The organism is Carboxylicivirga longa, assembly GCF_050589825.1.
Lineage (GTDB): Bacteria > Bacteroidota > Bacteroidia > Bacteroidales > Marinilabiliaceae > Carboxylicivirga > Carboxylicivirga longa.
This window is the reverse complement of record NZ_JBNGOZ010000009.1, coordinates 18,500-43,123: the sequence shown is the minus strand read 5'-3', so window position 1 is coordinate 43,123 and position 24,624 is coordinate 18,500. Positions and strand designations below refer to the sequence as shown.

The window sequence follows — 24,624 nt, the reverse complement described above, 5'->3', positions numbered from 1 at the left end:
CACTATGCACATAGCCGTAGCAGGGAACATCGGTTCCGGGAAAACATCGCTAACCGAACTGTTAGCACATCACTTTGGATGGGAAGCACACTTTGAAGATGTGGAGGACAATCCTTACCTGCCTGATTTTTATGAGGATATGACACGATGGTCCTTCAACCTACAGATCTATTTTCTGAAAAGCCGCTTTTCATCGGTGCAAGAGATACGGCAGTCAGGTGCCACTGTTATTCAGGATCGCACCATTTATGAAGATGCCTATATTTTTGCCCCCAACCTATACGACATGGGACTGATGGGCCGACGTGACTATGAAAATTACGAATCTTTATTCGAGGTGATGAGCAGCATGGTGAAGGCGCCCGACCTGCTTATTTATCTGCGGGCCTCCATCCCCACCCTGGTAAATCAAATACAGATGCGGGGACGCGATTACGAAAATAATATACGCCTGGACTACCTCAAGCGCCTGAATGAACGCTATGAGGCCTGGATTGACCAATACACCAAAGGTAAATTACTGATTATAGATGCCAACAATATTGATTTTATTAAGAACAAAACAGACCTGAGCATGATTATTGACAAGGTAAATGCTGAGTTACACGGCCTGTTTTAACACAGTTATTCGAGCCCCTTACAATGTTAAAGGTCAATAAGCAAACCTACATTTACGCTAAACTGATTTTGACTCTTATGTGAGTTCTGCGCTGCATTGCCATAACCGGGGATATAAACTACACTGGGCTTGGTATCCTGTATCAGGTCAAACTGAATATGACAATCGAGCCATACAATGCGGGATAAGGCGTATAAAAAACCGAGCTGAGGCGCTACCCCAGGCTTCCACTGACGGGTTGTATAGGCCGTGGATGGGTTGGACAGATCATCTGATTGATAATCCATTGTATTCACCAAGTAATAAGCCCCAAAGGACATACCCAGATAGGGACGCAGCACATCATCACTAAAATAATAGGTGCCATTCAACAATAGGCGAAGCGTTTGATACGACACATCAATATCCCCCCGGTCACCCACATCCCACACATCGGACGAACCCTGATACTGATACCCAAAATCGGCTCCGAGAGACAGTCTTTCGTTATAAAACCACTTGGCCATAATAGCCGCCTGCATACCTGGTTTTGACAGATCCTTAAAACCAAAACGCTCGCCAGAAGGCCCAAGGTTGGTCGGAAAGGAAACGCCTAACTTACCGCCCACCAACACCGACTGGGCCAAGAGCCCATGACTCATTAAAACACCTATCAGGAAGAACTTTACTCTGTACATAAACACGGTATTGTTGCAACTGTGAAATTAAAAAATGTTTCGTAATTTTGATAATTATCACCGCCCTTACAGGCCTTAAACATCAACACTATGTCCATTCTAGGAAACATCATTTGGCTGCTATTTGGCGGCTTAATTACTGCCATCGAGTACTTTGTTGCAAGCCTGATATTAATGATCACCATCATAGGTATTCCCTTTGGCTTACAAACACTGAAACTGGGAGCCTTGGCACTATGGCCCTTTGGTAGCCGCGTAGTTAATAAACCACAGGCGAGCGGCTGCTTAAACACCCTTATGAATGTACTATGGATATTTATCGGTGGCATCTGGATAGCTCTTTCACACCTCTTGTTTGGTATGCTGCTGGCCATTACCATCATCGGTATTCCCTTTGCTCGTCAGCATTTTAAGCTGGCACACATTGCGCTGGTGCCATTTGGCAAAACAGTGCTTTGACACACAATACTGATGTCATTATATGGATGTAAAAAGGGCTGCCCAATGAGCAGCCCTTTTACTATGCTAAAAATATCTTTTACTATCTAGGACGATATTGATAATACTTAATATTCATCTTCAGTGGTCGCTCCTCGTGAGCTGCACCATGCAGAACCACGCGCCTAAAAGTAGAAGTCGTATTCTCTGGTCCAACTAGGAAACTTGACTTAAAAGCATCATTGAATATCTTAATAAACTCGGGATCTGTTAGTTCATATTGCCCCCTTATTTTCTTGTCATATAAGTCTCTCATCACATAGTTAAAGTAATCGGCGCGCATGATAAAGCGATACAAAAACTCAGGATTACCCTCACTGCTGTAGCGTACTACGCGCTCTCCAACACCACTTCGCTGACCACTGCTATTGGCATTGGTACCAAATATGGGTGACGATATTGTGTTGCCATTTACAAGAGCGGTATAAAGCGGTTCCTCCAGTTCTCCCTCATCATTCATCCACTTAATGGTTAGTTTCTCCGGTGCCGGATAACGATCCAGGTCAGATGCTATCGTGTCAATCTCCAGAAAAAATTCAATGTTAGAAACCAGATTATAATGCTCCTTCTGTTCTCTTTCAGGATTTCCGATGGAATCTACCCAGTATATCATTTCATCGGGTAGCTGCATCTTCATATAGCTACCGGCCATTCCCTGGATATACACGCGCTCAGGCGTTTCATCCTCCACATCAATATTGCTACTTAACTCATGCTCATAAGTATTGAAGCGCACATTCTCCAGGTTAATAGGGAACTGATAAGCATATAAAGAGGTGGTATCGCGAATCACCGTATCCTTACCCAGGTATTTATGGTCGCGCGACAAGTGAATGGTTAAATTCGTAGCAATGGATTGACTACCGCTAAGCAGGTGAGTTTTTAGTAACCAGCCCCCTCCGTTACTTAACGAAGACTCATCGAGGGCTACATATACCCCTTTGAAGAAATCCTTGAAAGCGGCGGATGATTTTAACTGCGATTCGCTCAGGTTAAAAAACTCATTGGCCAGCTCATCACTCAGCTTAAAGCCCCATGATTTCATAGTTCTGGTATTGCCCTTAAAGTCTTCAGCAAGCCAGGCCGTATCAATCGCTTCCTGTACCTTCACATTGTCCCACAGGTACTGCGGATGATTCCATAGACTATCGGGGTGCTCATACAGACTCATCCAATTAAGAGAGCGCAGGGTGTCGGGCACTTCATCGTTAGGATGGACCGATCGTGAGCCCACTGGTACCTGGTTATACATGCCGGTAACATCATGATCACTGTAGTACTCCTGTGTGGAATTGCCCAAGGAGGTGTTCAGCTCATAAATATTCACCTGCTGCTTATGCGTCATATTCCCGTACCAATTGTTAAACTGATAATTCAGGTTAAACACGAGGCTGTCCACACGCCACACATCACTCACTGTATCAATGTTGTTGTTGAACTTCTCAAAGATGTGATTTTCATAAATAATGGTGTCATTGCTCTCGCTTAACTCCAGTATATCCACATTAAATTTCACCTCATTACCAATGGAGAAATCCACCGCAAAAGCTGCATTGGAACGGCCAAATTCGGGATCGAGCAGGCTACCCAGTATGCCAAAGCTGGCATCGCTGGTTCGCACACTTTCCCGCGCCGTATTTTGTGTTGTTAAAACATGCTCATCGTGCACATGTCCTTTAATCATCTCACCTTCTGGTAGCACATCGCCACTGAGACGTGCCGGGTCATCCTGACAAGCCACCGTGAAAGAAAGAAGGCCAATAACAAATAATTGGCCTGCTCTGAATGATATCTTTTTTAAAGAAAATTTCTTCATAAGTATTCGTTGTTAATCGAGCAATGAATCGTAAAAACCATTGTAGGCGCTAACATAGCTTTCTTCATCGTGAAATCCTAAAAATGGCTTACCCGATTCCTTAATAAAGGCGCTAATTTCAGGATGGATATTTTCACTTCCCTGAATCACACCGTCTGACATGGAAATAGCCAGCTTGGTTAAGTTCACATAATCATTGGCCTCCATCACATCAAGGTCACTATCTTCAACACCTTCCAGCTTTAGCTTTTCCTTAAAATTATCGCTCCAGGTTTTTTCAAAATCATTATCATAAACGGTATACACCACTTTTGAATTGGCAAAGTGCGGATCTTCGTTCATGACCTTTTTAATGTAAAGCGGTGCCAATGCTGTAAACCAGCCATTGCAATGCACTACATCGGGTGCCCATCGGAGCTTTTTCGTTGTTTCAAGCACGCCTCTGGCAAAAAAGATAGTCCGCTCGTCATTATCATCGAATTCATTTCCATCAGCGTCCACAAGCATAGCCTTGCGCTGAAAATAATCCTCATTATCAATGAAGTAAACCTGCATACGGGCTGCCTGAATGGAGGCTACTTTAATAATTAGCGGGTGATCTGTGTCGTCAATAATCAGGTTCATACCCGACAAACGAATCACTTCGTGAAGTTGGTTACGACGTTCGTTAATACAGCCAAAGCGAGGCATGAACGTTCTGATTTCTTTTCCTAATTCCTGAATGCCTTGTGGTAAATAACGACCAATTTTAGACATTTCCGTCTCGGGGAGGTAGGGTGTTATCTCTTGAGAAATGAATAAGACTTTAGCTTTTTCCATTATTGTAGTAGAATATTTTAGCAAACGCAAAAGTACGAAAAATAAACCACCTGACAAACAAAGGCCTTATTAGCATAGTAATATATAATGCTTTTAAGCCCCAAAAAGGAGGATAAATAACATTTTTTAAAGCCCTTTTTTAATAATATTAGCTGCAAATGTGACAAGTATTTTATTACTTTGCCCCGCAATTTTTTTCTGACCCATTCAGGCACTCCTAGTCCCTGTTTATGTGTCATTTAAAATAAACATTAGCCATGCAGGTAGTTCATACGGTTACCCAATTGAAATCAATTATTGGTGACCAAAAAGGAAAACAGAAGACCGTTGGTTTTGTGCCCACTATGGGTGCTTTGCACGATGGTCATTTGTCGCTCGTAAAAAGAGCGGCCGCCGAAACCGACTTTGTGGTCGTTAGCATTTTCGTTAACCCCACCCAGTTTAACAACGCCAAAGATCTGGAGCGCTATCCACGCGACTTAAACAGCGACCTCGAACGTTTGTCAGGACACTGCCAACTGGTGTTTTCTCCATCGGTAAGCGAGGTGTACCCACAAGAAGACACCCGACAGTTTAACTTTGGCTCACTGGAAACCGTGATGGAAGGTAAGTACCGACCCGGCCACTTCAATGGAGTAGCGCAAGTGGTCAGTCGCTTATTTGACATGGTGCAGCCCGACAAAGCCTTTTTTGGTCTGAAAGATTTTCAGCAGCTGGCCATTATACGTGCCATGACCCAACAGTTGCAACTGCCCGTAAGGATTGTAGACTGCGATATAGTGCGTGAGGAAGATGGCCTGGCCATGAGCTCGCGCAACATGCTGCTGAACGAGGAGCAGCGAAAAAATGCACCCTTAATTGCCAGTACTTTATCCGAATCTTGTAACTTTGTCCCCGACACCACCTTAGCTGCGGTGAAGAAAAAAGTGACAGACACCATCAATGCCAACGACCAATTGGAGGTGGAATATTTTGAGATTGTGGATGGCAATACCCTACAATCGGTTGACAACTGGGAAGAGAGTGATTACATTGTTGGATGTATCGCAGTGTTTGCCGGAGAGGTTAGATTAATTGATAACGTGACATACAAAAAATAGTATCATGAATATTGAGGTTGTAAAATCGAAATTACACAATGTTTCTGTTACAGAAGCCAACCTGAATTATGTGGGAAGCATCACCATTGACGAAGACCTGATGGATGCCGCCAACATCATTGAAAATGAAAAGGTACAGGTGGTGAACAACAACAACGGGGAACGTCTGGAAACCTATGTAATCAAAGGCGAAAGAGGCTCGGGCGTTATCTGCCTCAACGGAGCCGCTGCCCGTAAGGTAGCCGTGGGCGATGTAATCATTATCATTACCTATTGTCACATGGAGCTGGAAGAAGCTAAGCAGTTTAAACCTACCTTCATATTTCCGGACACAGCCACCAATGCATTGGTTTAAGACGAGCATTAGTTAACAGGCAACAGTAAAATATAATAGTAGAACCTCGACAGATGTCGGGGTTTTATTATTTTTGAGAAAGTACGAAAGCCTACAATTGGTTTCAATTTCGATTCAACAAATTAAGGATTTAACAATTCACCATATCAATGACTCAACTCGATACAATACAGGCGAAAATTCAAAGCCGAAAGACGGCACAAAGCACCGTAAAGCAATGGGCAGAAAAGGACGAGACCATCGTTTTTACCAACGGCTGCTTCGATATAGTTCACCGCGGCCACATCGACTATTTATCGAAAGCCCGCGACCTGGGCACCAAACTAATACTGGGACTCAATACCGATGCATCCGTACAACGCCTCAAGGGTCCGAAGCGGCCCGTGGTTGATGAGCAGAGCCGTGCCATTTTAATGGCCGCCCTTCAGTTTATCGACCTGGTAGTTCTATTCGACGAAGACACACCTTATGAGTTAATCAAAGCATTGCAGCCCGATATATTGGTAAAAGGAAGTGATTATAATGCGGAAGACATAGTGGGCTATGATATACTCATGGCCAAAGGTGGCAAGGTGGAAACCATCGATTTTGTGGAGGGCTTCTCCACTACTTCCATTGTTGAGAAAATTAAAGCGTCGATGTAATCAGTTTTCGCAGATTGAGCAGCTGGATGAAGACAGTGTTTAAAGGGCAATTGCAAGAAGTACGCTTGCATTGAACTGAATAGTTTCTCTCCTGACATTGATTAAAAATAAATCCGCGATAATCTGCCTTATCCGCGGGAAAATAAAATAAATAAAATGGCCAAGACCAAATCTGTTTTTGTGTGCCAGAGCTGTGGCAATGAATCGCCCAAATGGGAAGGAAAATGCTATGCCTGTGGCGAGTGGAACACCTTTGTGGAAGAAACCAAGATAACCGGAAAGACCAGGAACAGCCGGCCGGGCACAGTACTGGCGGAGCGCACCAGACCGGTGCCCGTATCAAAGGTATCGGTGGAAGAACAGCCACGCATGAGCACGGGCAACGAAGAGCTAAACCGTGTGCTGGGTGGTGGCCTGGTGCCGGGAGCCATGATACTTATTGGTGGTGAGCCCGGCATTGGTAAATCAACGCTGGTGCTTCAGACGGCCCTTAACCTACCGGATGTTAAAGTATTGTATGTGTCGGGCGAAGAGAGCCCCCAACAAATCAAGCGCCGTGCCGATCGCATTTCGTCATCATCGGCCGATAACTGCCATGTTGTAAGCGAAGTATCGGTAGAGCATGTGCTCAAATACATCGAAAACGAACAACCCGATGTGCTGGTTATTGACTCGGTGCAAACCCTGGAAACCGAGCGCATAGAGTCAGCACCGGGCAGTGTATCGCAGATACGGGAATGCACGGCTACCCTGCTGCGCGTTTGTAAGGAGAAACACATCCCCGTCTTTCTTATCGGCCATATCACTAAAGAAGGCAGCCTGGCCGGCCCCAAGGTATTGGAACACATGGTGGATGTGGTGCTTCAGTTTGAAGGCGATCGTCACCATATGTACCGCATCCTGCGCTCCATCAAAAACCGCTTTGGCTCCACCAACGAGATTGGCATCTTTGAGATGCTGGGCAGCGGCTTACGTGAGGTAAGCAACCCCTCAGAACTGCTGCTAGCCACCCAACAGAAGCAAATGAGTGGCGTGGCCATATCAGCAGCTTTGGAAGGCGTTCGCCCCTTCCTAATTGAGGTACAGGCACTGGCCAGCACGGCGGCCTATCAAAATCCACAGCGCTCGGTAACAGGCTTCGACCTGCGCCGGCTTAATATGCTACTGGCGGTACTGGAGAAACGTGCCGGCTTTAAACTGGCACAAAAGGATGTATTTTTAAATATTGCCGGTGGGCTAAAGGTAAACGATCCGGCCATTGACCTGGCGGTTATTACGGCAGTGCTATCGTCCAATATGGACATGACTATTTCGCCCGATATCTGCATGACGGGCGAGGTAGGCCTGTCGGGTGAGATACGTCCGGTTACGCGTCTCGATCAACGCATTGGTGAAGCTGCCAAATTGGGTTTTAAAAGCATCATCATCCCCAGCTATGTGAAAGGCGTGGAACTTAATAAGTTCGATATTCAGATTATCAAAGCCAACAAGATAGAGGAAGCTTTTAAGTTTTTGTTTGCTTAAGCAGGAAAAGTACAGACCCTAAGCATCCCCATCCCACCGCCTTTGGCGCTGTACTTCCCCTTGCTTTCAAATGCAAAGGGAAGAGTGTGTATGGCGCTTAGGACTAGGAAGTGACTGAAATTCAAGAACCCACTATTTACCAGCCATTTTCAAGATCGCAACATTGCATCACTTATCGGATGACTGAGCTATCCATTTGTATTATTAGTCATCCGATAAGTATTTTAAGGAACGCATCTGATTTCCATTTTGCAAATAAAGCTGCGATCCCTTGCTTTAAATATTTTGCATAAAAGCTCAGGTGTTAATAATCCCCATCCCACCGCCCTTGGCGGTGTACTTCCCCTTGCTTTCAAATGCAAAGGGAAGAGTGTGTATGGCGCTTGGAGCTACAATCCCTCCCATTTGTATTTTTCAAGCGTTTTTTCCATCTCGTTCTCGATATCATCGGGCAAGTTATGAAAGAAGTCAAATCCGGTTTTTTGCTCCAGCTCATCGATGGTAATAGCATAGTCGCCAATGGACAGGGTGGCTTCGCCATAATCGCGGTGCTCAATCCAGAATGCCAGGCCTGAATACTCACCACCTTTGTAGTTCACCAATGCCATAAAGTAGTATTTAGGAACGGGCACATAAGCGGGCGTAGTAGTATATCTGATCACCTTGTCCAGCGTACCCCCCTTTACCACATACAAAGTATCTCTAAAGCTGCTGCTTCGTCCCCAGTTACGCACGGCTCCCTCAAACTGCGTCCAGGTATGAACATTGAAGTTACCGATCATGGGCGAGATATTTGAATAGTAGAAGGTCTGCTCATTGGCCCTTTTATCATATACCCGATCGGACGAGGCTACGATATGTCCCCGATGATAACCATAGAAATCGCTGCGCTGCGAGCGGTGCTCAGGTGCCACCTCCGGGTCGTCAGCCCAGGCATCAGTTCGCTGCACACGGTTGGCAGCTGTCTCGTTATAATAAGTAAAAGCCGCCCATCGTGCATGCCTGCTCTTTTTACTGTACTCAAGACTCAGGTTGGCAATGGTTTTGCCACTATACTCAATTTTGTGGGCGATGAACTGCGCATCATCACTAGTGCTGAGGCGAGGCACCTCAATGCGTTTAGTGATGTCACCCAGTCCGGTATTACCACCGTTATCACCTTCCTCCACTGCAGACTTCTGCAATAGCCTTATCTGTTCAGTTTTATCGACGGTGGCTACCTTCAGGTAAGTACTCCGTTCCTTCCCTTCGTTGGCGTTCACGGTCACCATCACCTCATCATTTCCACTGCCATAACGAGGCGATGCACTCACCCAATCGGCATCCACCTCGACCGTCCAGTACGCATTGCTCTGTATGGTCAGCACATACTGTCCCCCTTCCACCGGCAGCTGATCGCCCTCATAATCCAGCACAGCATCCAGTTGCGATGACTCCGAATTACTTTCGGAGCATCCCGGCAAGCTGATGAAGACGAGAAAGACTCCAATAACAAGACGTGTGAGTTGATTGGTTTTTAACGACATGAGATGATTTTATAATTCCTTGAGTAGATAACTGATAACCGGTAAATGGTCGCTGTACCCATTCAAATAGATACCTTTAGAGTGCGTGCGCTTGGGATAGCCTTTAAACTGTCCTTCCTGATTGATGAGAAACTCCTTATTGAAGATCTCTGATTTCCAGTAGCTCAGCTCCGACTTATCGCTACCAATAAGTCCATGGCTTAAAATGATCTGATCAAACAAGTTCCAACTACCTTTATAGGCCAGTGTGCCAATGCCCTGTGCATAAAAATCCCAAAAAGGATTATACATATCTCCGGCATCCACATCGCTTTTCTTACGTTTGGCCTTCAGTACCTTCTTCACACTATTGTTAGTAGGGTCATCATTAAGGTCGCCCATCACCATTATTTTTGCCTGTGCATCCAGCGACAGCAGCGAATCAACAATACCCCGTGTTACAGCAGCTGCCTGCTCTCTGCGAATGGATTTTGCGCGTCGCGAGGGCCAGTGATTCACAATAACATGAACCGTTTCGCCAGCCATGGTGCCGGTAACCAGCAACTGATCGCGTGAAGCATAATCAGGTCGGTCTGGCAAAGTAAAGGGCACGGCCTTGTATGATTCCAGCGTAAACAACTCGGGATTATAAATCAGCGCCACATCGATACCGCGCCAATCGGGCGATTCCTCATGTACAATCTGATAGTTCTTACGGGCAAAATCACCATGTTGCACCAGGTCTTCCAGCACGCGTCGGTTTTCCACCTCAGAAAGGCCAATAATAGCCGGACCTGCCGGACAGTACTTACCCCCCAACTGATCCAGCACCTCGGCGATATTTCCCAGCTTATTCTGGTACTTCATCTCATTCCAGTGATAACCCCCTTCAGGTGTAAACTCTACATCGTTGGTATCTTCCGAGTCTTCTGTATCAAAGAGATTTTCCACATTGTAAAAAGCCATTCCGTAAACGGCATAGGATTTCTTTTGCTGAGCCGAAAGCCCCACAAAAAGAATAGTAAAAAAGAACAGACTTATTATGCGCTTCATCATACTTGTAATATTAAAAAAATGCTGCCCTGAAATGAAGTAATATCGCGCTTATTATTAGGGCTAAGAAGGCCAGGTGTTTTTTCCCTCAGCGCTTACCTAGCATCCTTAACCCTTACAGTGCAATACCCATTTACAAGACAGCATCTTTATGCTTTGATTGAATAATTATTTGGTTTCGCTAATAACGACGTCATCGATAAAAACACGTTGCGGAACCTCATTACCATTGTACATGCGTGTACTGGTTTTAATGGTAACGGTGGAATTGGCCTGTCCGCCGGTGAAGTTAACGGAAGTACTTACAAACTCACCTTCTTTACCTGTACTGGTAAAGGTGGCCGCCTTTTCTATGCCTCCCACTTCAATAATTACTTCCACATCCTCAGCATACCAACCTTTGGCCTTCATGGAAACGGTGAAAGCACCACCATTGCCCGATAAATCGAGCGCCTTGGAAACCATTGAGCCGGCAGCTTTACTGGAGGCCAATTTAACACTTCCTTTCGCTTCATATGCACGATCAATCACAGGGAAGTTCTCGTTACCGGCCCAAACCGTACCACTGGCATCTACAATGGTACCACCTGCTGCCGAGGCAAAATCTTCCGACAGAAGTTCAGTTCCCGTGCCGCCACCATTGTCGCCACCACTGCTTTCAACACCAAACTTAAAGTTATCGATTCGGAAGGTGGTTGAATTACTTGCTCCACCCTTGGCCACATACTTAAAGCCAATATATTTAACTCCTGTTTGGGCTGATAAATCCACATCTCCCGATGGAATGAAAGTATGGTCAGCATCGCTCTCCTGAGCCAGGATGGGCGCAAGCACCTCCAAGTTTGCTGTTGTCGGATCCACACCATCCATCACAAACACTTCTAATGAAGAGGTTGCTGTCCAGTAGGCTTTGGCCGTTTCAAAATTCAATATTTTATTGGTAGCGGCATCCATGTCGATGGCTGGCGTAATTAACCAATACTCATAATCGGCAGCAGCACCATTGTGAGCCGAAGCCTGGGCATACAGATTACCATCAAAAGCACGTATCTGCCAATCTCTCTCACCTAGAACTTTGGCTACAGACCAGCCATTAATATTGGCCGGATCGTAATCTTTGCCACTCTGAAAATCTTCGTTGATGCTTGTCACCACCGTTGGTTCACCACCGCCATTACCTCCACCAATGATAAATATCTCTTCGCGTTCTGTTACGTCGGTATTCACGGTGATCTGAATGGTTAAGGTGCCCGATCCGGCATCGGACTGTACAGGCTTAACCGTAACCTTTTCGCGGGCATTCACCGTTAGGGTTTTACTAAAAGTTGCCTGATCGGGCGCTGTACCCAGGGTAATGGCCACCGTTACTTCGCCGGGAGCAAAGTAGCCTGTGCGTGTTTCGGTTTTGGAATAGGTAAGGGCATTACTACCCTGACTCACCGCAGCTTCAAAATCTGTAAAAGCCGCTTTAAACTCATCGGTCCATAGCATGGCCACGCCGGCATTGGTCTGCAAACAATTCAATGCCGCAGTTTGATGCTGACCGGGCAATACATCCACCTGCACCTCGGCACCATAGACGGGCATATCAAAGGCAGGCACTGTAAAAGTTTCCGAATAGGCCGAGACGGTATAAGCTCCGGCCATTAACTCCACCTGCTCGGGAGCACTGGAAAAAGGGTCGAATGTTTCCACCACGGCCTCCTGACCATCTTTGATGGTCACCACAAAGTCGTCCACATTGGGAGCAGCAGCTGTTGCTTTAAGATCAACAGAAGTGTTCACACCACACTTAAGCTCCAGCATACCGGTATCGGTCACTTCGTCCTCCACATTAGAGCAGGCTGTAAAAACGGCCAAACCCAGCGCTATCGAAAGCAATTTTGTCTTCATCGTTATAAGGTTTTAGTTAAAAACTATTTTAATTTATTGATTTACACCAAACTTAAAGTTATCAATGCGGAAGGTGGTTGAATTACTGGCTCCACCCTTGGCCACATACTTAAAGCCGATGTACTTAACACCTGTTTGCGCAGATAAATCCACATCTCCCGATGCAATAAAAGTATGGTCTGCATCACTCTCCTGAGCCAAAGTGGGTGTAAGTGCCTCCAAGTTTGCTGTTGTGGGATCCACGCCATCCATCACAAACACTTCTAATGAAGAAGTACTTTGCCAGTAGGCTTTGGCTGTTTCAAAATTCATAATTTTGTTGGTAGCAGCATCCATGTCGATGGGCGGCGTGATTAACCAATACTCATAATCGGCTGAATTGCCATTGTGGGCCGAAGCCTGAGCATACAGATTACCATCAAAAGCACGTATCTGCCAATCTCTCTCGCCTTGCACTTTGGCTACAGACCATCCGTTGATATTGGCCGGATCGTAATCTTTGCCACTTTGAAAATCTTCATCAATGGTAGTGACTGGGGTAGGCTCTTCACCGCCTCCATTGCCTTCTATACCAAACTTAAAGTTATCGATGCGGAAGGTGGTAGAGTTACTGGCTCCGCCCTTGGCCACATACTTAAAGCCGATGTATTTCATTCCGGTCTGTGCCGACAGATCCACATCACCTGTTGGAATAAATGTATGTTCTGCATCGCCCTCCTGTGCCAATCTTACGTCTAACTTCTCCAGATTCGCTGTGGACGGATTTTTACTGTCCATCACAAAAACTTCCAGAGAAGAAGTGGCCTTCCAGTGGGCTTGTGCCGATTCGAAAGACATTACCTTCAGGGTAGCCGCATCAAAATCAATCAATGGGGTGATGAGCCAGTACTCATAATCCTCAGCAGATCCATTATGGGCCAAGGCCTGAGCATACAAATTATCATTAAAGGCACGTATCTGCCAGTCACGATCACCCGCTACACTCACTACCGACCATCCATTGATGGATGCCGGATCATAATCACTACCACTTTGGAAATCTTCATCAATAACGGTTACCGGATCATCGGGCTCCGGCTCCGGCGTGGTACCATCATCTACAAAATTCTCAATATCGGTGGTGTCGCGGATAATCAATTGCCAGGTATCTATATACTTTGACATGATACCGGTTAAATTGCCCCATCCGGCAGGCAGGGTTTGTGTAGCAAAATTGGCGTATTTACTGGTATAAACAACAATCTTCTTACCCTCTACATCCACAATACTACGAGCTGTTGGTCTGTTAGCATCATCGGCAAAAGGTTCTTTGCCTCCCAGGCTAAATTTCACATTCTTAAGGCATACCAAACGATCTTTCATCGTGTCGTTCAGGTCGGCAATCTTCACGGTGTCAGCCACCGGATCTTCACCCGGGAAACCATGGCGAAACACATGCTCCTCGAAGATTTCGCCGGGCATACGTCCCACGGTCCAATCACCTGAATTATTCTGATACTTATATCCTATCAGCTGTTTCTCACCATAAGTCCCGGTGTATAATCCTTCGCATTCAACAAAAACTTGCTGTCCTACACGAAAGGTATTGTAAATACTGTTTTGATCGATGGACAATTCAATGGCTTGCTCATCATCCTGAATGATCATTTTTTTATAGAGGTTACCCGACTCATCATTGGCCGTTACAATACCCGTGATGATAACATTGCCTTCTATTTCCAGGAATTCGCCGGTAAACTGCTCCTTAAATTCTTTGATGGTATGAGTGGCTTTTTCACCATACTCCGGTGCTAAAATTGGCGGCGTATCATAATCGCGATTATCACAGGCGCTGAAACAGCCCATCACAATCAGTAAAACGAATAAACTATAATTTCTTAGCTTCATTATCTTAAGTTTTTTTGTTGCGGTTATTTTTATTTAAAAGCGATAGCCCAGATTCACAAAGAAGTTAATGCCTTGGGTATAGTAATAGCGCGATGCGTATTTATTGACATTATAATCGGTAAAATCAAAGCGTCCCTGCTCGAAGCCCCCCGTACGCATACCCTGATCGTTCAATACGTTTTGCACCATTACATTAATGCTTAAGCTATTGCGATTGTCAAAATAAATGAGCTTACCCACCGAGACATCAAGGGTGAACTTATCACCCAGCTCTTCCTGCCGGGTTATCTCATCAATCTTGGCCGCAATCTCTTCTTCTGTCATGTCATCCTTGGGGAATGCAATGGCATCAGCCGTGCGTCGTGTAGGTGCAATGTCCAGGTAGGTACGATCGTAATAGTTGGCATTCACATTAAAGAACCACATCTTAGGGTGGAAATAATCGAGCCCTATACTGGCGGCGATATTGGGTGTTCCGGCCACGTGGAAATTCTTGAGATAAATGGTTTCGGTAATGTCAGGAGCACTACCATTATCGAAGCTGAAAGTAGCCTCCGGACGATTGATATAACGGTAATCACCCACATTGGCAATGGCCGTCAGCGAGATCTGTTCGGTCAGCTTGGCTTCAGCCCCTAACTCAACACCCATGTACTCTTTCTTAATGCCGGTCATGGCCACATTCATAAAGGTACGATAAGCATCATGGTAATAGTTATCAATCTCTATCTGGTTATCGAGCAAGGTATAATAAGCTGTTACGCGTCCTTTAAATCGGGGCAGATTGAAGATGTAACCAATATCGCCCGAGGTAATCAAACCATTCTCAAGGTTAGGCACCTGATTATCTTTAATACGGGGTGAAAGGTAGGCATTGTAAGGCAGTGGAGCCCTTGTTTCGTAGGCCGCATTAAGAGATAAAAGATGACGACCGGTAAATTTGTACTGACCCCCTACTTTTGCTGCCACATCGCCAAAGCGATGCACCTTGCCCTTGCCATAAGAGTTATTGGGCGACCGTCCGTTGCGCATATTTCCTTCGCGATGAAATGCTGTGTAAGAAAACTTGGCACCGTAGTACACATCCAGTTTATTCAAACTATGGTCGTTTTTAAACCAGGCATTGGCCGATGTTACATGCATATCGTAGTCATAACCAAAGGTGTCATCCTCAGTTACTTTACGATTGGGATTGTTCAGGTCATTTTGTAACTTATCCGAGTCACCCCCGAAGTCACGCTCTGCAAACTGGTCAATATCCAGCCAGTGACTTCCACCCAGCAGATCTTCCACCGTTTTATAATGCATGCCAATGGTACGGCGAGCCTCCACACCGGCTGTCAGCTTTAGGTTATCGGTCAGGGCAGTAGAGAATACGGAGTTAAAGGTCACCTCGAAATAATCGTTGTTACGCCCTTCAATCATATAGCTGGAACCTTTATCAGTCCCCAGACGCTCGTTATCCAGCTTATTCAGGTGGTTCACTTCGTACAGGCGATGCCAATCTATCTGTCGCATGGCCACATCATTTCGCCACAAGCTGTCATATCGGGCGGCCATCTCAGGGCTCTCCTGATAGCTGGGTAGGTAACGGTAATAATCGGGTCGCGGGTCGGCGGCATTGTACCAGTTCAGGGCTGTTTTCTTATACATACTGTAACGGGCTGCCAGTCCGGTGGATAATTTGCTGGTCTCACCAATATTCCATTCGTGGGAAAGGATGGCCACCGGCTCGTAAGAAGAGGTCTCACGGGCATTACGTTTCTTACCATTCTGATAGCCCCAATTGGGGTTGTATAAGTTATCATCGGCCAAATCATAGGCCTCCTGATAAGAAGCGCTAGAGCTACCCCTTTTGCTGGGTGCACCAAAGGTAGTGAAGGCCAGACGGTGCTCATCATTAAACACCTTCTCCACAGCGAGCATATACGACCAGGCATCGTAGAAGGTACCGTCGATATAACCTTCTTTGGCATAGCGGCGCGAACCCGAAACGGTAACCGCCCATCCATTGTCCATCAAGCCGGTTGAATAGGTACCAATTAAACGATAATTGTATGAACGGTTGGTCAGGCTTGTGCTTATCCGGCCACCCCTAGCATAGGAACTTGCTTTCATGTTAATATTGGTGGCGCCACCCACATTTCCGAAGTTATAGGATCCTATTTCAAGGCCGTTCACCACGTCTTTATTTTTCACAACATCGTTGAGGCCTCCCACGCTACCGTAGTAAAAACGTCCGCGCTCTGCACTGTTAAAGTTAACTCCATTGATAAAAGTAGAAGTATATTCCTGATCGTATCCCCTAACCCTAAATCGCATGGGGCTAAAGGTGAAACCTACATTACGCAGATACACATCGTCGGACGACACCAGCAATCCGGAAATCACCTGATCGTTATCGTCCTCAATGTTAATTTCGTCTTCGCCAATAAAAAAAGCATTAACGTAGGCCACGGTAGGCTTCAGACGAATCTCTCCAAGGTCTTGTATAGCATTGCTTTCCACCTGTACTTCCAGCGTAGTGGTTTCCAGTCCCGGTGAAGTAATGGTTATGGTTTCGGAACCCGGTGCTAATCTTATTTCAAAGGCACCATCCTGACCACTGGTGGTTGTACGACCACTGCGTTCTACGGCAATCGTAGCTCCTTGCACCGCATTTCCTGTTTCTGCATTCACGAGGACTCCTTTCAAGCCACTGTCTTGTGCAGCCAGCGAAAAGCTGAGGCAACAAAGTGCGATGAGTGTTAGTAATTTCATAAACGGATTAATTTACATTATCTGAATTAGTTAACGGACCAGTTAATTTCGCTAGTTTGTATGGTATTCTTTAAGCTTTGTGCTGAAGTGGTGCTACCCCAGATGCGATCGATAAACTCAGGATGATCTACATAAGGGTTGCGATTATTCTGAAACTGCTGTATAAACTCATTGCGGTTACGTTCCTTTTCACTAACCGGATCATTAGCACTCCACTGCAAAAACATATCAATGGCCCAGGGATCGAGTCCATACCCATCAGTGCTGAAGACAGCATTATCCCAGTTGGCAATACGGTCGTCATATCGAGTTACAAAATAAAAGTATATACGTGCGAAGTCTCCCTTATACTCATCAATAGGCTCAAAGACAGTACCTGTATAGCCCAAACCTGTGCTGGCACTTCCCACCATACATCCGTTCGAGGATGTCCAGGAGGCACTGCCTACCTCACCGAAGGGATGATTGCCTCGCTTGTTATTGACATAACCATCGGTTGGCACCAGGTGCACCATGTCGGTATACATGGGCGATGCATCATTAAACCAGCTTTTGGGCACTGAGTGCTCGCGGTTATAACAACTGCCCTCGCCCGAGTAGTTACCGCACTGATCAACACCCGGTGTGTAGGTGTATGATTCCGGACCGGTGGGATTATCGGAATACATATCCCAGATGGTGCCGTCGCTGCGAATATCTGATTGTTTATAAATCTCCCATAGATCACCGTAACTGCGCTCAGTATAGTTAGCCGATATAATGTTACCCAATTCTGTTTTGAGCGCAAGGCCTGTTTTGCCGGTGGCTGTAGCGTAGTATCCGGTATAAACATCGCCCTCACTCGCTTTAAAACGAATGGTTAAAGCCGTACCGGCTGCAATGGCAGGATCATCAGCCGCCAGTACTTTTTCAACTGTCTGCTCCACATTATCGCCATCGGTATAAGTTAAGGTAACCGTAATCGGGCCTTCGGTAAAATATCCGAAACGTGTTTCTGTGGTGGGGTATTCCAAAGTACCATGAGCATTTGAGATGGCAGTAGAATAGTTGGTGTAGGCCGAAGTAAAATCGGTGGCATAAGCAACCGCCACACTGAAGTTAGTCTGTGAAATACTCAGGTTCAGATTGGTTGTTTGCTGATCTACAACACTAAAGTCACTCTGTCCTCCGTATAAAGGTTGATCGAAGGCCGGCATGGTAAGACTCGTAAACACCTCGGCCTGATAGGTGCCTTCCGGCAACTCCATCTGTGCCGGCAGGTTCTGTAAATCGGTATAGCTCCTAACCACCTCACCTCCCGTTGTTCTTATCTCCATACTATGATTAGCCAAGGCGGCGGCCTCAGCACCTTTCAGATTAAGGTCAACAGAAACCGGGTGAATACGGGCAGCATCTTTAAGCCCATCCTTATCACAGGCATAAATACCGGCGACAAGCATCACAAGTAATAACTGACGGATTGAATTCTTCATCTCTTTATAATTTAGTTTTATCATGTACTGATTAATGGCACATCTCATCAATTACAACGAGTCCTTATTGGCTGAATAACAAAGAGAATTGAAGGTTAGGTTATTCGCAAAAGCCTCCTAATTGACAACATTTATCAATGCTTAACAAAGTAATACAATTCCTAACATTAGACCAAGCGGTCGGTTGAGATTTTTCTCAATCTTAACGATTTAATAACAGCAGCGTTAAAAATTCACCCGGTAAAAGCTCTTCCTAAGCGGCAGAACCCATAACATCCGATCCTAACACTACTTTTCACAAGGCTAAAATAAAGTATGCGAAACAGGTGATATTGACAAGTGCAGGCGCATCAATGTAACTTTGCCTCTACACCCATACAAACTAACAATCATGAAATCAGTATGTTTTTTTGGAATGTTGTTCGTACTCATATTCCCACTCAAAGGGACAGCTCAGAACACACAAATGCAAAGAGAAATTGAGGCTAGCATTAAAGCAATGATGAAGTGTGCCGCTGAAAAAGATATTGAAGGCTGCATGGCCTACTGGAGCAACAGCAAGGACTTTGTTTTTATTGCTGATGGCGAAGAAATGGACATAGAGGCGCTGAAGGCATTTTATCACGATTTTTTTAATAGCCTTGAGCACCACGAAGTAATCAAGCACTCGGTAGAAGTATGGCCGCTTGGCAAGTACAAGGCCTACTGCATATGGCGCGGTGCTGAGCGATATACTATGAAAGGGCAGGCATCTGTTACCTCGCATTGGGTAAGTACCCTGATTATGGAGAATAAAAAAGGCGGCTGGGTCATCTTACATGGCCACAGCAGCCATTTTTAAGTATGGTTTATTATCGCATCTGATAATGCCGCACCCAATCAATCTCCATCTCTACCGGCAGATCCTCGGGGTTTACCGCACCCACCCATGAGCCCCCCAGCTGCATATCGATTAGCAAAAACTGAGATATGTCAAAGGGAAACTGTCCTTCTTCTTGTGTTTCAATGCGTGGATAAGCAAAATGACGTTGATGATTGATATGAAAAACAAGGCTATCAGGCCAAAGGTCAACACCGTAAACATTAAACTCATCGGGGCTAATGGCCATCACGCTACCCGGGCGGGGATTATCTTTGATACCCAGGTTATAAGTATAATGCGAGTGCACGGTCTGATAAGCGATGGTATCAAAATTAAGCCGTTCCATAATATCGATCTCACCACCATAAGGCCATGGATACTTCTCGCTCTCAAAGGGCAGCATCCATATTGCCGGCCATGCACCCTGAGCACCCTGCAGCCGCGCCTTCACCTCGATGCGTCCCCCGGTAAAAGCATGCTTCCCTTTGGTCCAAACACCACCCGTCAGGTAAGCGGCACTGTCCTGTGTCAAATCATCATTAACAATGCCCTTCAAAATAAGGCTGCCATTGCGCATCTCGAAGCAACGATCATCGAAAGACTGCGTGTTCTGCCAGTCGGCAGTGCCCCGTGGTATGCGGCTCCATACGGTACTATCAAGCGTATCGCCCTCAAATTCTTCTTCCCAGACCATTTGCCATTCGGGCTGATGACAGCAAGCCCCGGCAATAAACAGAAGGAAGAGATAAAAAATTACATTCTTCATATCCTAATCATATTTTACATCATTAATTATCAGATCTTTAACTTTTGTGTCAATTTTATTCTTCAGCATATTTTTACTACACCTAAATAAACAAAATTATGAAATCATCTGCACATAAGTTATTCGTTATTTTGCTTTTTTCGTACAGCACCATAAGCGCGCAGGAAACAGAACTCTTTGAACCCATTCATTATCGAAATGCCGTAGAGAATAAAACGCGCAGTCGCGATGGCCATCCTGGGCCTAACTATTGGCAAAATCATGCGGATTACAACATGGTAATTAAACTGGACACCACAGAAAAGAAAATCATTGGCAAAGAAACCGTCACTTACTACAATGAAAGTCCTGACACAATTCAATCCATCGTATTGCGACTCTATCCTAATCTCTTAAAAAAGGGAGCTATCAGAAATATGAAATTTGATGCCGGTAATATCAATGAAGGGATGATATTGGATACCTTAATCATCAATGGCCAAGCTATAGACTTGAATGCCAAATCATGCTGGTTCAATGGTACCAACCTTTTGGTCAGAAATATCAAACCGCTTCCACCCAATAAAGAAATGGACTTGGTGTGCCATTGGAACTACGAATTAGCCACATTTATAGATTTCAGACGAACAGGTTATTATAAAGATAACACTTGGTTCATTGGCTATTTTTACCCTCAAATTGCTGTCTATGATGATTTGGAATATTTTTTCGGCATCAAAGGCTGGGATATTGCTTTATCGCACCTGGGCTTACAAGAATTCTATAATGATTTTAATAACTACACCGTTGAAATTGAGGTTCCGGATGAGTTTTATGTTTGGGCAACAGGGAAACTGGTTAATAAGGATGAAGTGTACAGCGACACCCTGCTAAATCGCATCGAACTTGCCCACCGTTCAGAAGATAATGTGCAACTACTGGCTGGAGGAGAACAAAACAGAGGCAAGCTAACAGGAAACAAGTGGTGCTATAAAGCCAGGGGGATCCCCGATTTTGCATTTGGCACGGCAATGAACCATGTGTGGGAAGCCTCAAGCGTAATGGCAGGCAACAAACGAATTGCAATCGATGTCGCCTATCATCAGGAATCTGCTCGCTTTCCACTGGTTATGAATACCACAAAGGAAACACTAAAATATGCTTCTGAGATATATCCCGGTATAGCGTTTCCTTATCCCCATGTAACCGTGTTCAATGGAATGCATATTGGCGGAATGGAGTTCCCAATGATTGCAAATAACGCTGATACAGATACAGCAATATGCTACCTGATTACATTTCATGAGCTATTCCACAACTATGCACCTTTTATGTTAGGGCTTAATGAGAAAAGATATCCCTTTATGGACGAGGGCCTTGCCCAATATTTCACCGACCATTTTTTATTACACAAATATGATGATGATAGTATGGCCGGTACTGGAAATATTATGGAGGTATATACTCGCTTTGCAGCAAACAACGATGTCCCTATATTTCAATCATCTTACAGTTTGAACCAATACAATTTATTCTATTACTATTATATAAAGCCAAATATAGCCTATCGCTTCTTTGCCGAAATGGTTGGAGAGAAAAATTTTACGTTGGCATTTAAGGAGTTTGCCGCAAGGTGGAAGGGGAAGCACCCAACAGCTTACGACTTTTTTTATACCATGAATGATGTTTTGGATGAAAATTTCAATTGGTTTTGGAAAGCCTGGTTCTTTGATGTCGGCTATCCTGATTTGGGACTGAAGATTGAAGGGAATGTATTAATTGTTAGAAGAGAAGGTGCCGGATCTCTTCCGGTGCCCATTAAGCTAAATATTGAATACATAGACGGCAGTATAACCACCCTATCAAAGTCGGCCAAGGTGTGGGAAAGTGGAAGAAAAGAATACCGCATTAAACTGAAAGACAGGAAAAAAATAAAATCAATTAGCGTTGACACGAAAAAGGTGCCGGATATGGATGCGGGCAATAATGTTGTTTCCTTAGACTGATACAACAAATAATATCTTTATGTGATAGTTCATGTGACTAAGCAACAATATTTCACAGTAAACAACTAGCAATGAGTGTCATTTAACGTGACAACAAATTGCAAAAAAGCCACCCCATTGCGAGGTGGCTTTCCTATATCTGTCAGCACGGTGCACAAAGCACTGCGCATTATTGACTAATTATTCTCCAGCTTGCTCAATCAACATTTCCAGAATATCGGAACCAGCTTTGGCAACCGATGTACCCGGACCAAAGATGGCCACAGCACCCGCATCGTACAGGAATTGATAGTCCTGTGCAGGAATAACACCACCACAGATTACCAGAATATCCTCACGACCCAGCTTCTTCAGCTCGGCAATAATCTGAGGCACCAAGGTCTTGTGACCGGCAGCCAGTGATGACACACCCACTACATGCACATCGTTTTCAACAGCCTGCTTAGCTGCTTCTTCGGGCGTCTGGAACAATGGTCCCATATCCACATCGAAACCAATATCAGCATAACCGGTGGCTACTACTTTAGCACCGCGGTCGTGACCATCCTGACCCATTTTGGCAATCATTATACGAGGCTGGCGACCTTCTTTCTCAGCAAATTGCTTGGCCAGCTCCTGTGCTTTTGCAAACTCTTTGTCGTCTGCTGCTTCTGCGCTATACACTCCTGAAATTGATCTGATTACTGCATTATAACGTCCTGCAATTTTTTCGCAAGCGTCAGATATCTCACCCAATGAAGCACGCTTTTGTGCGGCATCAACAGCCAATTCAAGCAGGTTACCTTTACCTGTCTCAACGGCTTTGGTAATTGCCTCCAAGGCAGCTTGCACTTCCGCTTCGTTACGGTTGGCACGCAGCTTAGCCAGACGCTCAATCTGCGACTTACGAACCTCAGCGTTATCAATATCCAGGATATCGATTGGATCTTCTTTCTCCAGACGGTACTTGTTGGTACCTACAATGGTCTGTGTCTTGGCATCGATCTTAGCCTGCGTACGGGCAGCAGCCTCTTCAATACGCATCTTAGGAATACCCGACTCAATGGCTTTTGCCATACCACCCAGCGACTCAATCTCCTGAATATGCGCCCAGGCTTTTTCAACCAACTCATTGGTTAATGACTCAACGTAGTAAGAACCGGCCCATGGGTCAACGGCCTTACAGATTTGTGTCTCATCCTGGATGAAGATCTGAGTATTACGGGCGATACGCGCTGAGAAGTCAGTTGGCAGTGCAATAGCCTCATCCAAAGCGTTGGTGTGTAACGACTGTGTGTGACCCAAAGCAGCACCCATGGCCTCAATACAAGTACGACCCACGTTGTTAAACGGATCCTGCTCAGTCAGTGACCAACCTGAAGTCTGCGAGTGCGTACGCAAGGCCAGCGACTTAGGATTCTTAGGATTGAACTGCTTCACGATCTTCGCCCACAACATACGTCCGGCACGCATCTTGGCGATCTCCATAAAGTGGTTCATACCAATGGCCCAGAAGAAAGACAGACGCGGTGCAAAAGCATCGATATCCAGTCCTGCCTTGGTACCAGCACGTAGGTATTCTAAACCATCGGCCAGGGTGTAAGCCAACTCAATATCAGCGGTAGCACCAGCTTCTTGCATGTGGTATCCCGAGATAGAGATTGAGTTAAACTTAGGCATCTTCTGCGATGTGTATTCAAAGATGTCGGCAATAATCTTCATGGAGAACTCCGGTGGGTAGATATAAGTGTTACGCACCATAAACTCCTTCAGAATATCGTTCTGAATTGTACCAGCCATCTGCTCCAGCTTAACGCCTTGCTCCAAACCGGCAACAATATAGAAAGCCATAACAGGCAGTACAGCACCGTTCATGGTCATCGATACTGACATCTTATCCAATGGAATACCATCGAACAAAACGTTCATATCAAGGATGGAGTCGATGGCCACACCGGCCTTACCCACATCACCTTCTACACGTTTGTGATCCGAATCGTAACCACGGTGTGTTGCCAGGTCAAAGGCTACAGATAAACCCTTCTGACCAGCTGCCAGGTTACGACGATAGAAAGCATTCGACTCTTCCGCCGTAGAGAATCCGGCATACTGACGCACAGTCCATGGACGCATGGCATACATCATGGAATAAGGACCACGCAGATAAGGAGGTAAACCGGCCGCATAATTCAAATGCTCCATACCCTCCAAGTCATCCTTACTGTAAACAGGTTTCACAGGTATCTGTTCCGGTGTTACCCAGTCCTTCTTCACCCCGTGCTTTTCTTCCCAGGCCTTTGCATCGGTCGTTCCGCAAGGCTTGGTTTTGATATCTATGTTATTAAATTTTGGTCGCATAATTTTTTAGAATTTTAGTATTAAGTAGTGAGTAGTGAGTAATGAGATATGA

The 24,624-nt window shown here is 45.3% G+C and carries 19 protein-coding genes; 8 read left to right on the top strand and 11 right to left on the bottom strand.

Translation table 11 applies throughout. The annotated features are described in order from the left end of the window. Positions 1-4 precede the first annotated feature (4 nt). Positions 5-619 carry a deoxynucleoside kinase gene (locus ACRD7A_RS09605; protein ID WP_430812367.1) on the top strand — a complete coding sequence of 205 codons (615 nt, stop codon included), beginning with the start codon at positions 5-7 and terminating at the stop codon, positions 617-619. 26 nt (positions 620-645) lie between these two features. On the opposite strand, the gene ACRD7A_RS09600 is transcribed toward ACRD7A_RS09605, so the two are convergent. Then, positions 646-1,296, bottom strand: coding sequence for a hypothetical protein (locus ACRD7A_RS09600; protein ID WP_430812366.1), 651 nt, complete (start codon positions 1,294-1,296; stop codon positions 646-648). 90 nt (positions 1,297-1,386) lie between these two features. Between ACRD7A_RS09600 and ACRD7A_RS09595 the strand changes: the two genes are divergently transcribed. After that, positions 1,387-1,755, top strand: coding sequence for a YccF domain-containing protein (locus tag ACRD7A_RS09595; protein WP_430812365.1), 369 nt, complete (start codon positions 1,387-1,389; stop codon positions 1,753-1,755). 82 nt (positions 1,756-1,837) lie between these two features. Here ACRD7A_RS09595 and ACRD7A_RS09590 read toward each other — a convergent pair whose 3' ends face one another. Both ACRD7A_RS09590 and ACRD7A_RS09585 read right to left on the bottom strand, forming a co-directional pair. Continuing rightward, positions 1,838-3,610 (bottom strand): DUF4270 family protein, encoded by a 1,773-nt coding sequence (locus ACRD7A_RS09590; RefSeq protein WP_430812364.1) that lies wholly within the window; start codon positions 3,608-3,610, stop codon positions 1,838-1,840. Between the two features lie 12 nt (positions 3,611-3,622). After that, the gene (locus tag ACRD7A_RS09585) at positions 3,623-4,429 is read right to left on the bottom strand and encodes a glycogen/starch synthase (RefSeq protein WP_430812363.1); all 807 of its coding nucleotides are present in this window, start codon (positions 4,427-4,429) and stop codon (positions 3,623-3,625) included. A gap of 257 nt (positions 4,430-4,686) precedes the next feature. On the opposite strand from ACRD7A_RS09585, the gene panC reads away from it, so the two are divergent. The 4 genes from panC (at position 4,687) to radA (ending at position 8,052) form a co-directional block, all read left to right on the top strand. After that, positions 4,687-5,529 carry a pantoate--beta-alanine ligase gene (gene panC / locus ACRD7A_RS09580; protein WP_430812362.1) on the top strand — a complete coding sequence of 281 codons (843 nt, stop codon included), beginning with the start codon at positions 4,687-4,689 and terminating at the stop codon, positions 5,527-5,529. A 4-nt stretch (positions 5,530-5,533) separates the two neighbouring features. Continuing rightward, entirely contained in the window at positions 5,534-5,884 is a 351-nt protein-coding gene (panD, locus tag ACRD7A_RS09575; RefSeq protein WP_430812361.1) for an aspartate 1-decarboxylase, read from the top strand. Positions 5,885-6,033: 149 nt separating this feature from the next. Continuing rightward, on the top strand, positions 6,034-6,528 hold the full coding sequence (gene rfaE2 / locus ACRD7A_RS09570) for a D-glycero-beta-D-manno-heptose 1-phosphate adenylyltransferase (protein WP_430812360.1): 495 nt from the start codon (positions 6,034-6,036) through the stop codon (positions 6,526-6,528). 156 nt (positions 6,529-6,684) lie between these two features. Continuing rightward, positions 6,685-8,052 carry a DNA repair protein RadA gene (radA, locus tag ACRD7A_RS09565; protein WP_430812359.1) on the top strand — a complete coding sequence of 456 codons (1,368 nt, stop codon included), beginning with the start codon at positions 6,685-6,687 and terminating at the stop codon, positions 8,050-8,052. Between the two features lie 389 nt (positions 8,053-8,441). Here radA and ACRD7A_RS09560 read toward each other — a convergent pair whose 3' ends face one another. From ACRD7A_RS09560 to ACRD7A_RS09535, 6 genes are all read right to left on the bottom strand, one after another. Beyond that, on the bottom strand, positions 8,442-9,578 hold the full coding sequence (locus ACRD7A_RS09560; protein ID WP_430812358.1) for a DNA/RNA non-specific endonuclease: 1,137 nt from the start codon (positions 9,576-9,578) through the stop codon (positions 8,442-8,444). 9 nt (positions 9,579-9,587) lie between these two features. Continuing rightward, positions 9,588-10,613 (bottom strand): endonuclease/exonuclease/phosphatase family protein, encoded by a 1,026-nt coding sequence (locus ACRD7A_RS09555; protein ID WP_430812357.1) that lies wholly within the window; start codon positions 10,611-10,613, stop codon positions 9,588-9,590. A 165-nt stretch (positions 10,614-10,778) separates the two neighbouring features. Then, positions 10,779-12,503 carry a DUF4493 domain-containing protein gene (locus ACRD7A_RS09550; RefSeq protein WP_430812356.1) on the bottom strand — a complete coding sequence of 575 codons (1,725 nt, stop codon included), beginning with the start codon at positions 12,501-12,503 and terminating at the stop codon, positions 10,779-10,781. Positions 12,504-12,536: 33 nt separating this feature from the next. Further along, positions 12,537-14,390 carry a DUF5689 domain-containing protein gene (locus tag ACRD7A_RS09545; RefSeq protein WP_430812355.1) on the bottom strand — a complete coding sequence of 618 codons (1,854 nt, stop codon included), beginning with the start codon at positions 14,388-14,390 and terminating at the stop codon, positions 12,537-12,539. A gap of 33 nt (positions 14,391-14,423) precedes the next feature. After that, positions 14,424-17,150 (bottom strand): carboxypeptidase regulatory-like domain-containing protein, encoded by a 2,727-nt coding sequence (locus ACRD7A_RS09540; RefSeq protein WP_430812354.1) that lies wholly within the window; start codon positions 17,148-17,150, stop codon positions 14,424-14,426. Positions 17,151-17,176: 26 nt separating this feature from the next. Next, complete coding sequence (locus ACRD7A_RS09535; protein WP_430812353.1) at positions 17,177-18,622, bottom strand: endonuclease; 1,446 nt, start codon at positions 18,620-18,622, stop codon at positions 17,177-17,179. Between the two features lie 466 nt (positions 18,623-19,088). Here ACRD7A_RS09535 and ACRD7A_RS09530 point away from each other — a divergent pair, with 466 nt between their 5' ends. Further along, complete coding sequence (locus tag ACRD7A_RS09530; RefSeq protein ID WP_430817942.1) at positions 19,089-19,463, top strand: YybH family protein; 375 nt, start codon at positions 19,089-19,091, stop codon at positions 19,461-19,463. Positions 19,464-19,473: 10 nt separating this feature from the next. On the opposite strand, the gene ACRD7A_RS09525 is transcribed toward ACRD7A_RS09530, so the two are convergent. Beyond that, positions 19,474-20,250 (bottom strand): glycoside hydrolase family 16 protein, encoded by a 777-nt coding sequence (locus tag ACRD7A_RS09525; protein ID WP_430812351.1) that lies wholly within the window; start codon positions 20,248-20,250, stop codon positions 19,474-19,476. Between the two features lie 98 nt (positions 20,251-20,348). On the opposite strand from ACRD7A_RS09525, the gene ACRD7A_RS09520 reads away from it, so the two are divergent. Beyond that, complete coding sequence (locus ACRD7A_RS09520) at positions 20,349-22,235, top strand: M1 family metallopeptidase (protein ID WP_430812350.1); 1,887 nt, start codon at positions 20,349-20,351, stop codon at positions 22,233-22,235. A 180-nt stretch (positions 22,236-22,415) separates the two neighbouring features. Here the strand turns inward: ACRD7A_RS09520 and scpA are convergent, their stop codons facing one another. Continuing rightward, positions 22,416-24,572 (bottom strand): methylmalonyl-CoA mutase, encoded by a 2,157-nt coding sequence (gene scpA / locus ACRD7A_RS09515; protein ID WP_430812349.1) that lies wholly within the window; start codon positions 24,570-24,572, stop codon positions 22,416-22,418. Between the last annotated feature and the right edge of the window lie 52 nt (positions 24,573-24,624).

Coding starts and splice junctions, on each gene's coding strand:
- ACRD7A_RS09605 (WP_430812367.1), top strand. CDS start 5: ATGCACATAGCCGTAGCAGGGAACATCGGTTCCGGGAAAACATCGCTA.
- rfaE2 (WP_430812360.1), top strand. CDS start 6,034: ATGACTCAACTCGATACAATACAGGCGAAAATTCAAAGCCGAAAGACG.
- ACRD7A_RS09530 (WP_430817942.1), top strand. CDS start 19,089: ATGCAAAGAGAAATTGAGGCTAGCATTAAAGCAATGATGAAGTGTGCC.
- ACRD7A_RS09540 (WP_430812354.1), bottom strand. CDS start 17,150: ATGAAATTACTAACACTCATCGCACTTTGTTGCCTCAGCTTTTCGCTG.
- ACRD7A_RS09560 (WP_430812358.1), bottom strand. CDS start 9,578: ATGTCGTTAAAAACCAATCAACTCACACGTCTTGTTATTGGAGTCTTT.
- ACRD7A_RS09590 (WP_430812364.1), bottom strand. CDS start 3,610: ATGAAGAAATTTTCTTTAAAAAAGATATCATTCAGAGCAGGCCAATTA.
- scpA (WP_430812349.1), bottom strand. CDS start 24,572: ATGCGACCAAAATTTAATAACATAGATATCAAAACCAAGCCTTGCGGA.
- ACRD7A_RS09525 (WP_430812351.1), bottom strand. CDS start 20,250: ATGAAGAATGTAATTTTTTATCTCTTCCTTCTGTTTATTGCCGGGGCT.
- ACRD7A_RS09535 (WP_430812353.1), bottom strand. CDS start 18,622: ATGAAGAATTCAATCCGTCAGTTATTACTTGTGATGCTTGTCGCCGGT.
- ACRD7A_RS09555 (WP_430812357.1), bottom strand. CDS start 10,613: ATGATGAAGCGCATAATAAGTCTGTTCTTTTTTACTATTCTTTTTGTG.
- ACRD7A_RS09550 (WP_430812356.1), bottom strand. CDS start 12,503: ATGAAGACAAAATTGCTTTCGATAGCGCTGGGTTTGGCCGTTTTTACA.
- panC (WP_430812362.1), top strand. CDS start 4,687: ATGCAGGTAGTTCATACGGTTACCCAATTGAAATCAATTATTGGTGAC.
- ACRD7A_RS09595 (WP_430812365.1), top strand. CDS start 1,387: ATGTCCATTCTAGGAAACATCATTTGGCTGCTATTTGGCGGCTTAATT.
- radA (WP_430812359.1), top strand. CDS start 6,685: ATGGCCAAGACCAAATCTGTTTTTGTGTGCCAGAGCTGTGGCAATGAA.
- ACRD7A_RS09600 (WP_430812366.1), bottom strand. CDS start 1,296: ATGTACAGAGTAAAGTTCTTCCTGATAGGTGTTTTAATGAGTCATGGG.
- ACRD7A_RS09585 (WP_430812363.1), bottom strand. CDS start 4,429: ATGGAAAAAGCTAAAGTCTTATTCATTTCTCAAGAGATAACACCCTAC.
- panD (WP_430812361.1), top strand. CDS start 5,534: ATGAATATTGAGGTTGTAAAATCGAAATTACACAATGTTTCTGTTACA.
- ACRD7A_RS09545 (WP_430812355.1), bottom strand. CDS start 14,390: ATGAAGCTAAGAAATTATAGTTTATTCGTTTTACTGATTGTGATGGGC.
- ACRD7A_RS09520 (WP_430812350.1), top strand. CDS start 20,349: ATGAAATCATCTGCACATAAGTTATTCGTTATTTTGCTTTTTTCGTAC.